The sequence below is a fragment of the Ligilactobacillus equi DSM 15833 = JCM 10991 genome, assembly GCF_000615765.1.
In the GTDB taxonomy this organism is placed as follows: Bacteria; Bacillota; Bacilli; order Lactobacillales; family Lactobacillaceae; genus Ligilactobacillus; species Ligilactobacillus equi.
The window spans coordinates 1-11,523 of the sequence record NZ_BAMI01000060.1; the positions used below are offsets into that span (position 1 = coordinate 1).

The 11,523-nt window shown below is 40.3% G+C and carries 10 protein-coding genes; 7 read left to right on the forward strand and 3 right to left on the reverse strand.

What is annotated here, in order from left to right; genetic code table 11:
- Nucleotides 1–357: 357 nt before the first annotated feature.
- From JCM10991_RS13695 to JCM10991_RS16465, 3 genes are read left to right on the forward strand one after another with little or no spacing between them, the layout of a single operon-like run.
- Complete coding sequence (locus tag JCM10991_RS13695; RefSeq protein WP_035188780.1) at nucleotides 358–633, forward strand: nucleotide pyrophosphohydrolase; 276 nt, start codon at nucleotides 358–360, stop codon at nucleotides 631–633.
- Nucleotides 634–666: 33 nt separating this feature from the next.
- Nucleotides 667–1,326, forward strand: coding sequence for a GIY-YIG nuclease family protein (locus tag JCM10991_RS16460; protein ID WP_369384728.1), 660 nt, complete (start codon nucleotides 667–669; stop codon nucleotides 1,324–1,326).
- Entirely contained in the window at nucleotides 1,298–2,398 is a 1,101-nt protein-coding gene (locus JCM10991_RS16465; RefSeq protein WP_369384729.1) for a DUF2075 domain-containing protein, read from the forward strand. The genes JCM10991_RS16460 and JCM10991_RS16465 overlap by 29 nt, the downstream gene beginning before the upstream one ends.
- A 356-nt stretch (nucleotides 2,399–2,754) precedes the next feature.
- Here the strand turns inward: JCM10991_RS16465 and JCM10991_RS10070 are convergent, their stop codons facing one another.
- From JCM10991_RS10070 to JCM10991_RS10080, 3 genes are all read right to left on the reverse strand, one after another.
- Nucleotides 2,755–3,162 (reverse strand): arsenate reductase ArsC, encoded by a 408-nt coding sequence (locus tag JCM10991_RS10070; protein WP_025021389.1) that lies wholly within the window; start codon nucleotides 3,160–3,162, stop codon nucleotides 2,755–2,757.
- A gap of 818 nt (nucleotides 3,163–3,980) precedes the next feature.
- Nucleotides 3,981–5,765 carry an ABC transporter ATP-binding protein gene (locus JCM10991_RS10075; protein ID WP_025021390.1) on the reverse strand — a complete coding sequence of 595 codons (1,785 nt, stop codon included), beginning with the start codon at nucleotides 5,763–5,765 and terminating at the stop codon, nucleotides 3,981–3,983.
- Nucleotides 5,766–7,508, reverse strand: a complete 1,743-nt coding sequence (locus tag JCM10991_RS10080) for an ABC transporter ATP-binding protein (protein WP_025021391.1) — start codon at nucleotides 7,506–7,508, stop codon at nucleotides 5,766–5,768.
- A gap of 208 nt (nucleotides 7,509–7,716) precedes the next feature.
- Here JCM10991_RS10080 and JCM10991_RS16630 point away from each other — a divergent pair, with 208 nt between their 5' ends.
- The 4 genes from JCM10991_RS16630 to JCM10991_RS13710 form a co-directional block, all read left to right on the forward strand.
- A complete protein-coding gene (locus JCM10991_RS16630) occupies nucleotides 7,717–8,442 on the forward strand; it encodes an ABC transporter permease (RefSeq protein WP_439645942.1) in 726 nt (241 codons plus the stop codon).
- Complete coding sequence (locus JCM10991_RS16635) at nucleotides 8,439–9,452, forward strand: ABC transporter ATP-binding protein (RefSeq protein ID WP_439645943.1); 1,014 nt, start codon at nucleotides 8,439–8,441, stop codon at nucleotides 9,450–9,452. The genes JCM10991_RS16630 and JCM10991_RS16635 overlap by 4 nt, the downstream gene beginning before the upstream one ends.
- A gap of 1 nt (nucleotide 9,453) precedes the next feature.
- A complete protein-coding gene (locus JCM10991_RS10090) occupies nucleotides 9,454–11,196 on the forward strand; it encodes an ABC transporter ATP-binding protein (RefSeq protein ID WP_035188781.1) in 1,743 nt (580 codons plus the stop codon).
- A 94-nt stretch (nucleotides 11,197–11,290) separates the two neighbouring features.
- Nucleotides 11,291–11,523, forward strand: a 233-nt coding sequence (locus JCM10991_RS13710) for a helix-turn-helix domain-containing protein (RefSeq protein WP_025021393.1), incomplete at its 3' end; no start/stop codon positions are given.

The window sequence follows — 11,523 nt, forward strand, 5'->3', positions numbered from 1 at the left end:
TGATAAAAATAAAGGATGGGCGTTGATAGCACCCATCCCTTGACAGACCGTTTAAGACGCTGACCAAATTACAAAACAATTAATAAAAATCGCTTATGAAACCGGTCAAAGTTAACAAGAGCGGTTTTTTATTATGCCTAATTTCTGTTATGCTTGTCGACATTGATAAAAATCGAAAATCTTATTATCTTAGTTAATTCCGTGCTATACCCCAAAATATAATAGCATCTACACCAATAGCTACCTACAGGGGAGTAGCGAAGTGACAACCAACGTTAAAACGGCTTTTGTAATCTTGTTAATATGCACAATTTTAGGGTAAAATAAATCTAAAATCATTTTCGGAGGCTAAGCTCAATGGATAAAGATATAATGCAAGAACTTATTAAATTCCGAACTGATCGAGGATGGGACAAGTATCACAACTTAAAAGATCTCGCTCTCTCAGTTAGTATCGAAGCAAGTGAAATCCTCGAATTATTCCAATGGAAACCAGAGTTGGATTATAAAAATATCGAAGACTTAAAGGAAGAAATTGCTGACACCATGATTTACTTACTCTATATGTGCGACAAACTCAACGTCGATCCTAACGAAATTATTCTTAATAAAATTCGAAAAAATCAAAAGTGATCATGGAATTTTGATTAAGGAGTTAAAAATAATATGTCTAATAAAGTTATTATCCAAGAATTTCCCTACAACCAAACAGGCCTACAACAACTGCGCGATAACGCTCAAAAAGATGGCCACGATAATCGTTATCTTTACCAATATCCTACCGTCTATATTATTAATGACAAGAGCAAAAATGGTAAAAATCAATATGCTGTTTATATCGGAGAAACCAATAATATCGCTAAAAGAACTACTCAGCACTTAATTGACGATCCTAAAAGTAGAAATGATTGGAATTCCCTATCTAAATCAAAAACTGCTCAAATATACGTTATTGCTCACAAACACTTCAATAAATCACTAACCCTAGATATAGAAAATCAATTGATGTTACACCTTGGCACCGTGGATAATGTTATAAAAATTTACAACCGTCGGACTAACCAACAAGGTGAATACTATCCTGTTGAAGAATTGGACAGTATTTTCAACGCCATTTGGACTAAACTACATAAAAAAAATAAGGAACTCTTTCCAGCCCTAAGCACTATCCGTGACTTGGCAATTTTCAAAAGTTCGCCCTTTCATAAGCTTAAACAAGAGCAACTAATTGCTCGCAATGTAGTTATGGAAAAAATTGACACGGCACTCGAAAATGAAAGAAACTGGTCAATTAATTATGATTACAGGAGAGGCCGGATCTGGTAAAACCGTTCTCCTCAGTAGTATCTTTAACGACTTACTTCAAGATGACCGTAACATTGATGTACACTTAATGGTTAACCACGATGAACAAGTCAAAGTTTACCAAACAATCGCGAAAAAACTCAGCTTTGATAGTAGTCGAGTAACTAAACCTACCGTCTTTATCAATAATGCTAGCCACCCCGTAGATGTTGTCCTTGTCGACGAAGCACACCTACTTTGGACGCAAGGTAAACAATCTTACCGTGGTAAAAACCAACTTCAAGATTTACTAAAATTGGCCCGTGTAGTCGTCATTATCTTTGATAAAAATCAAATTCTCCGCACTCAACAAATCCTAGAAGCTGACGATATCACCAAATTAGAAAATCAAGCGCGAAAAAACGATAACCTTATCGTATTAAAGAATCAAATGCGTATTGATGCTGATAAGCACACCATCAATTGGATTAGAAGTATCGTTGACAAACAAACAGTCGGTACTCTAAAAACTAACAGTACCCGCTATGAAGTTAAGATTTTCGATACTCCACAAGCCTTAGAAAGTGCCATTCGCTTAAAAAACAAGCAGGATGCTGATAGTAATTATGCCAATGGTATTTCACGTATAATTGCAACTTTCGACTGGAAATTTAGTTCTGCGTCTAAACCAAAAGATGATGAACTCTGGATGGTTAAAATTGATGACTGGAAACTTCCTTGGAACAACCAAATCAAGCATAAAAAACATCATAACATCAACTACAAGGATTTATCCTGGGCAGAAAAGCCTGAAACTATCAATGAAGTTGGTTCAACCTACACAGTTCAAGGTTTTGATCTTAATTATGCTGGTGTAATTATCGGTCCTTCAGTCAAATATCGCGATGGTCACATTGTTTTCGATAAAAACGAACATGCAAACAAAGACGCTAATCAAAAACGAACTTTAGCAGATGGTTCTAAACAAAGTTTTGCAGAAGAACTTATCAAAAATGAGCTCAATGTCCTCCTAACCCGTGGAGTTCACGGTCTTTACATCTACGCTGTCGACCCCGAACTCAGAGCTGTCCTCAAAAAAGCTGTCCAAAATTAATTAACTTAAAGAAGCCTTCCCAAAAACGGGGAAGGCTTTTTTAGTGATATTCACTATAATAATTTAAAACTTTTCTCTATAAAACTCATCTTCACACAATTTTACAAACAGCACCTAACATAATCTCTCGACGTACCTGAAATAGATTCAAATTCACTTAATTTTTATATCGTCCAAGTTAATGTAATATTCAAAAAAATGAAAATTCCATTGCTGTTATTAAACATTGATATACACTCTATCAGCTTCACCAACATAGCCATCATGCCCAAATACACCGTTTTTTAAAGTATATAAGCAAGCTAAATGGTTTCGTCTCCTTTAAGCGGAGAAATTCTGAAATTACTGAGTAACCGTCAAATCACACCTTGTTCAATTCGTTTAGCTAAGTCAGCCAACTTACTTTCAATTTGGTCCATGGTCGTTAAAAAAGCTGCCTCACTTTGACCACTAGGGTCATCTAGTCCCCAGTCTTCACGATAGCGACATGGTAAACTTGGGCAAGAAACATTACAGCCCATCGTCACCACAATCTCGACCGTCGGAAGATCAGTCAATAGCTTAGAATACTGGTCGGCTTCCATATCTATGCCATAGCGTGCTTTCATTAGCCGGACAGCATCTTGATTAATTTGTGATTTGGTTTCTGTTCCCGCTGAGTAAGCTGTAAACACAGCGCTGTAATCCCGCTTGGCCAAAGCCTCGGCAATTTGACTCCGACAAGAATTGTGAACACAAATAAAGGCTACCTTAGGTTTAGACATCTTCTTTCCCCCTCATTAATTTCCTTCATTATACCAAAAATCCCCAGCCTAATGACTGGAGATTATGCTTATCTCTCTTTAATCCGAATTTCTTGTATTGTCTTTAACTTTCCGCCATCGATAGCAACTTAATCATTGCATTCGGTTAAAAAAGAACGTATAATGGTAACGAAAAAAGGACGATTGCTTTACAATCATCCTTTGACAAACAGACCGTTTAAGACGGTGGTTTGAGTTACATTGCAATAAAATTACCGCTCAATAACCTGGCCAAAGTTACGAAGAGCGGTTTTTTTGTGGTTACCTTTTGTTGCGATTGTCGAGATAAGTCAACAATGCAAGTAGAAACATTCCAAACGCCATTAGGTCGCTGAAACTGAACACAAAGTTGTTTCCTTTCGTGAAAATTTTCCGTACGAAAAACCTCCTTTCAAAAGTTACAACCACCGCCTTATAACTTTCTGTCTATTAACGATTGTAACACATAAATAATTGTTTTTAGGACAAATCACAAAAAAGCTAGACATGTTGCCAGATTTTTTATTTGTGATATAATGTTCCTAATTGTGCAACGCACAAGACACTAGTGTTAAGGGGCTAATCGATTGGTTAGCTCTTTTTGCCATACAAAAAATTAACTTGTTAGTTTTTCAGTACAGTAAGGAGGCTTGCAGCAGGAGATTTTATAGCATGGCCAAGCCAGTTGCGAGGATATTCGACTAATGTCATTAGCTATTTATTTCACAATATGCTGTTTTTTCAAAAAGACTCCCCTTCTTTATACCAAAAATCCCCAGCCTAATGACTGGAGATTATGCTTATTCTTTTGCTAACTGCATTTGATATAAATCAGCGTAGTAACCACCTTGCGCTAACAACTGCTCGTGGTTACCACGTTCGACAATTTCACCTTTATCAAGCACCAAGATTAAATCGGCATCCTTAATCGTAGATAAGCGGTGCGCAATCGCAATCGTTGTCCGCCCTTGTCGCATCTGATTAAGACCATTTTGAATTGCTTCTTCCGTTTGGGGATCAATATTGGAAGTTGCTTCATCCAAAATCAAAACCTTGGGGTCCCGCACAATCGTCCGCGCAAAAGCTAAGAGTTGGCGTTGCCCGTTAGAATATGTTGTCCCCCGTTCGGAAACCTTGGCGTGGTACTTGCCATCAAGTTTTTCGATAAATTCATCCGCCCGTACAAATTTGGCCGCGGCTTGAACTTGTTCGTCACTAATCTTTTGGTCAAACATGCGAATATTTGAGGCAATATCACCATAAAAGAGGAAAGGATCTTGTAAGACCAGCCCCGTTTTTTGGCGCAATTCTTCATGCGAAAAAGTCCGCAAATCGTGACCATCAATCAAAATCTCCCCGTCCATATATTCATAGAAACGTAAGAGCACATTAATAATTGAACTTTTACCTGAACCCGTGTGACCAACCAAGGCCACAGTTTGACCCGGGAGCGCCGTAAAGGTAATATTCTTCAAAATTGGGGTTTTATCGTAGGCAAAAGTCACATTTTTAAATTCAATCTTACCTTCCGTAATTTGGGCGGTTTCATCGACCGCTTGTTGCGGTGCCAGGCGGTCATCATCCATAATTTTCAAAATCCGGTAACCCGCCACTAAACCATCTTGGAAAACTGGCATGAAGTCCATCACATTACTCAAAGGATTGAAGAAATTTTGGACATAAGTTAAGAAGGCATAGATGACCCCCGCTTCAACAAAGATGTTACTTTGGGTTTCAATCCCAAAAACGCTTAAAGCCACAATTTCAGCTAAAGAATACATCAAAGTTACAATTGGAAAGAGGAAAAAAGAATTGATATTAATCATCTTAGCCCGTCTTTGGGCGTAGTAGTCATTGATTTCATCAAATTCACCTAAAATCCGTTCTTCTTGGTTGAATTGCTGAATAATGCCCATCCCCAAGAGTGATTCATTGATTTTAGTATTAATTTTACTCAAGGCTTCCCGAATCGTGCGGTAGATTTTCGACGAAATTTTTTGGTAAACATAGGTCGTCGTTAAAATTACCGGTACAAAAAGCAAGGTCGCTAACGAAATCGTTACATTGACACTCAACATGGCTACAAAGGCGGTTAACATTGACAACAGTGCCACCGCAATTGTCAAAAAGAGATTCCAGAAATCAAACAGTGTTTTGGTATCGTTAGTCACTCGCGAGACAATCGAACCCGTAGGCGTATTGTCAAAATACCGTAAGCCTAAGCGATGTAACTTTTTAAATAAAGCTACCCGCACGGCTTCTAAAGTGTATTCGGCCCCCATCGAGAAGGCAAATAATTGAATAAATTGGGTTAAGGCCTTGACCATCACCCCCAAAAAATATAGGCCCGCAAAGGCTAAAATAACATTCCAGGCCACATTCTTGCTGGTGAGGACATTGTCCATGTAGTACTGCAAGATTTGGGGCAAAACCACGTTCACGACCGCTAAACCAAAGGCAAAGATAAAGGCCGTGATAAAGTACTTCTTATAAGGTTTAGTATAAGGTAAGAGACGTTTGATAATCGTCTTTTGATCTTGGAAACTAAAGGCTTTGGCCCAAGCTGACTGGTTCTTATCTTCCACTTAGTCGTCCCCCTTTGGCTTTTTTTCTTGAAGTTGATAGGTTTGAGCATACCAGCCGTCTTTTTGGGCTAATAACTCTTCGTGCGTCCCTCTTTGGGCAATAGTTCCGTCTAAAATGACCAAAATTTCATCAGCTTGACTAACAGAACTCAAGCGACTTCCAGAAATAATGGTCGTCTTTTGCGCCCGCGTTTGGTGGAGGCGCTCTAAGATGTTATTTTCCGTCTTGGCGTCTACTGCTGATAAGGAATCATCCAAAATCAAGAGTTCCGGATCTGGCAACAATGCCCGCGCAATAGCGATTCTTTGCTTTTGGCCCCCGGACAAGGAGACCCCCATTTCGCCGACTTGGGTTGCGTAACCTTCATCCATGGCTACAATATCACGGTGAACATCAGCCAAGTAAGCCACTTCCTTAATTCTTTCATCATCAGCTGTCACATCCGCAAAACTAATATTCTTGCGTAAGTCTGTTGAGAAAAGGAAATTAGTTTGCGGTACATAACCAATCGCAGCCGAGTAATCATCCAGCTGGTAATCACGAATATCGTGACCACCCATGGTGATTTGACCTTGATAATGGTCAAATTCCCGCAATAGTAAGCGCAAAATGGTCGACTTTCCGGAGCCTGTTTCTCCCACCAGACCTAAAGTTTGGCCTGCTTTTAACTCAAAATGAACATTGTAAAGTTTGTTGTCAGCTTCTCCTGGAAAGGCAAAGCTGTCAATATCAAAGTTAATGTCGCCCTTAACTTTAGTTTCTGTCAACTTGGCAGGTGCCCATGAGGCTTGTTCCCCCAGCAGTTTACTAATTCGGTCATAACTGGCATTCCCTCTTTCCAAAATATTAAAGAGGCGTCCAATCGCAAACATCGGCCACACTAAAGCTGCCATGTAGGAAATAAACGTCACTAACTGTCCAATGGAAATCACATCATTGACAACATAGTACCCACCTAAAATAATAATGGCCACATAAGAAAGTCCCAAAATTAAAGATGTAAAAGGATCAAAGAGCGCATCTAAAAAGTAGGCCTTGCGGTCGGCTTGAATCGTGCGGTCAATATATTTTTCAAAATCCGCCGCATCTTCCTTTTCTTGACCCAAGGTTTTAATCACCTTAACCCCTAACATACTTTCCTGAGTCTTGTTGTTTAATTCGGAAAAAGCGGCTTGGGCCTTGTCAAAGGCTTGATGAATCTTATTACCCAAAACGGTCGCCATCAAGGCCAACAGTGGCAAGGGTAAGACCGCCAGAAGCGTTAAACGCCAATCAACAAAGAAACACATGGCAATAATTGTTGAAAGCCCCGTGAAAAGGGAATCCGCTAAGGTTAAAATCCCGGGTCCTGCCACATCACGGACGGCATCAATATCATTAGTAGCATGGGCCATCAAATCCCCAATGCGGTGTTTTTGGAAAAAGGTTTGGTCCATTTTCAAAAAGTGTTGAAAAAGTTTGCGGCGTAAGTTCTTTTCCAAAATGACAGAACCCCCAAAAACAAACTTCCGCCAATAAAAACGTAAGATATATTGAAAAACGGCTGCAAATAAAAAGAGTCCTAAATAAGACCACAGCATTTGTGGGCTCAGGGTATGCTTATCAATGGCATCCACCACACCCCCGATTAAACGGGGAGGAATCAGATTATTAAGAGCTACGACTAGAAGCGCCGTCACCCCAGCTAGGTAAATTTTCCACTCGGCTTTAAAAAACCAGCCTAGTTTTTTAAAAATCCCCATGTTTTCCTCCTTTAATGCTTAATATTTTCTTTAATTTTATAGAACTTTCCTTGGCTTTTCAAGAATTATGCTTACTTTTCATAACTGTTGAAAATCCCCCGTAGTGATATTTATTTATTGAATAACAAGTGCATAATATATATTTTACATATGTAAATTTTGACTTTACCATAATAATTAAGAAACTATCTAGAAATGAGGTTTTATCTTGCAGCAGCTGCGTAAAACATTAAGCTACTTAGTTGATTACCGTAAAGAAGCCATTTTGGCTCCCGCCTTTAAATTACTGGAAGCTTTGATGGAACTGTTTGTTCCTCTAGTCATCGCTGCCATTATTAATCAGGGGATTGGTCACCATAATTCCACCTACGTTTGGTGGTGTTTCGCCTTATTGTTAGGCATGGCTTTCGTTGGGATGGCCTTTTCTTTTACGGCCCAATGGTTCACCGCCAAAGCCAGTGTCGGTTGTGTAACTTCGCTACGTCAAGCGCTCTTTGACCATATTGGCCGTCTCTCTTATTCACAACTGGATAAACTCGGCACTGATACTTTAATTACCCGTTTAACCAGCGACATCAACCAAGTACAAAACGGATTGAACCTAACCTTACGCCTTCTCTTGCGAAGTCCGTTTATCGTTTTGGGGGCCGTCGTCATGGCTTTCTTCGTTAATGTCAAAGCCGCTATAATTTTCGTGATTACCATCCCAATTCTAAGTGCGGTCGTTTTTGGAATCATGTTAATTACCATCCCTTTATATACCAAAAGCCAAAATGCCTTAGATAAGCTCACGAAAACGAGTCGCCAAAACTTAACCGGCGTCCGAGTGATTCGGGCTTTTGGGAAAGAAGCTGATGAAATTGCCGAATTTGACCAAGAAAATCACGCGCTGACTAAGATTAATGAATTCGTGGGGCGCCTATCTGCCTCATGAACCCCGCTACTTACATCATTATTAACGTGGCCACAATTTTCTTAATCCAACGGGGCGCCATCCAGGTCAATCTCGGACACATGGCTCAAGGTGACGTGGTGGCCCTTTACAACTATACGGCGCAAATCGTGGTGGAATTAATCAAATTAGCCTCGCTCGTAATCTCCATCAACCGCGCAATCGCTTGTGCTAATCGGATTCAAACTGTCTTAGATTTAGAACCGGATATGACTTATCCTCAAGTACTAAATACACCAGCAGAAAATGACTTAGCCGTAGCCTTCCAAGATGTTAGCCTTAGTTACAATCACAATGATGCCCAAGCCGTATCCCAGCTTAACTTCCGTGTTCAAACGGGACAAACGATTGGGATTATCGGCGGAACTGGCAGTGGAAAATCCACCCTGGTCAACCTTCTCGCCCGTTTTTACGATGCGACTCATGGAAAAATCACCGTGGCGGGCCACGATGTTAAAGCCTATCCGGCAGGGCAATTAATTGATAAAATCGGCATTGTTCCCCAAAAGGCGGTTTTATTTGAAGGAACCATCCGCTCCAACCTTCAATGGGGAAAGCCTGATGCGACCGAACAAGAACTTTGGCAAGCCCTAGAAGTCGCTCAAGCCAAAGAGATAGTCCAAGGTAAGGCTGGCGGACTCGATGCTCAAGTCGAACAAAACGGGCGTAACTTCTCTGGTGGTCAACGCCAGCGTCTCACGATTGCCCGTGCCCTAGTCAAACAGCCAGACATCCTTATCCTAGATGATTCGGCCAGTGCTTTGGACTTTGCGACCGACCTCAAGTTACGGCGCGCTTTAAAAAAACTGGTTCATAAAATGACTATTTTTATCGTTTCCCAAAGAACCTCCAGTGTCCGAACCGCAGATAATATTTTGGTCCTTGATCAAGGTCAAATCGTTGGGCAAGGAAACCACGACCACTTAATGGCCACTTGTGAGGTTTACCAAGAAATCTACTACTCCCAATTCCCTAAGAAAGGCGGTCACTAAAATGAATCGTACCGATAGTTTGACAACTTTGAAAAAAGTTTTAAAAATCATTGCCCGCTACCGCTTTCTCTTAATTCTGAGCATTTTCCTGGCAGGTGTGTCTGTAGTCTTACAACTTTACATCCCGATTATTTTCGGGCGTGCTATTGATCAAATTCTCGGGCAAGGTCAGGTCCATTTCACCCAAATCCAAGCCTACCTCTGGCAAATTCTAGTCTTACTGCTAATTGCCGGTGTGGCCTCATGGGTCATGAATCTGATTAACAACCGCCTAACTTACCATACCATCCAAGAAATTCGTGCTAGAGCTATTCGTCAGGTGGAACGCCTGCCACTTAAATATTTAGATTCCCATGCCAGCGGGGACACCGTTCAAAGAATCATTGGTGATGTCGACCAATTGTCTGATGGGCTCTTGCTTGGTTTCAGTCAACTCTTCTCTGGCGTGGTCGCTATCTTCGTAACCATTGGCTTTATGTTGTCCAAAGACTTTATTATCACCACCATGGTTCTGATTTTAACACCTGTCAGTTTCTTGGTCGCCCGTTATATCTCTGGACGTTCTTACAAAATGTTCCGTAAACAAACAACCACCCGGGGCCAACAAACCGCCCTTATCAACGAAATGGTTGGGAACGAAAAAATTGTCAAAGCTTTCGGCCACGAAGTCCAAGCCTCTCAACAATTCGCCCATGTTAATCAAGAATTACAAACCTACTCCCAAGAAGCCATCTTCTTTTCATCCCTGACTAATCCCTCCACTCGGGCCGTCAATAATATAATCTACGCATTAGTGGCCTTAGTCGGTGCTTTACGAATTATGGCTAATTCCTTAACAGTTGGGGGCTTAACGGTACTTTTAGCCTACGCTAACCAATATATGAAGCCTTTTAATGATATTTCCTCTGTCATTACAGAGCTACAAAATTCCCTGGCTTGTGCCGCCCGTGTTTTCGCTTTAATCGAAGCCAAACCCGAAAGTCCCGATCCCGACCAAGCTTTACCTGAAGCTCAAGGACTCATCGACATAGACCATGTTGACTTTGCCTATGATCCTGATAAACCATTAATCCAAGACTTTAACTTCACCGCCAAACCTGGGATGAAAGTAGCTTTGGTCGGCCCGACAGGTTGTGGAAAGACGACTTTCATTAACCTCTTAATGCGTTTTTATGATACTGATAAAAATCATATCAAAATTGACGGCTATAAAATTAAGGAAGTTTCACGTAAATCTCTCCGCCAAAACTTCGGAATGGTCTTGCAAGAAACTTGGATTAAGGAAGGTACCGTCCGGGAAAATATCATATTGGGTAAGCCTCAGGCAAGCGAGGAAGAAATCATCCAAGCGGCGAAAGACTCTCACTCTTGGGAATTTATTCAACAATTACCCCAAGGACTCGATACTTTCATTACCGATGAATCTCTCAGTCAAGGTCAAAAACAATTGCTCTGTATCACACGGGTGATGTTGCAGATGCCCCCAATGCTAATTTTAGATGAAGCTACTTCTAGTATTGATACGCGGACAGAGTTGAAAATTCAAGCTGCGTTCGATAAACTTATGGAAAATAAGACCAGTTTTATTGTGGCACACCGCTTGTCAACCATCCAAAATGCTGATTGTATCTTAGTGATGAAAGCTGGCAAAATCATTGAGCAAGGCAACCATGACAGTCTCATGGCTCAAAACGGTTTCTACACTCAACTCTACAACGCACAATTCGCTAAAACGGCGGAATAAGCAATTAACCCCCAAGTTTGATTTAGGCTATAATACCTTCTAAGTATACAGATGAAATATACAAAATCATCTAGATACTTGGAGGGTATTTTTTATGGCAAGAAAACCAAAATTTAATTCAGCACAAAAACTATCTATTTTAAAAGAGGCTAAGGAAAAAGGTATATATGAAATTTCTAAAAAGTATTCAATTAATAATAAAACTATCCAACAATGGTGTCTATTATACAAATATCAAGGAATTGAAGGACTTAAAAGTAAACGTACTAACCAAAGTTATACTCTTAACTTTAAAATTTCTTTAGTTACAGCATTTATGGAATCAGG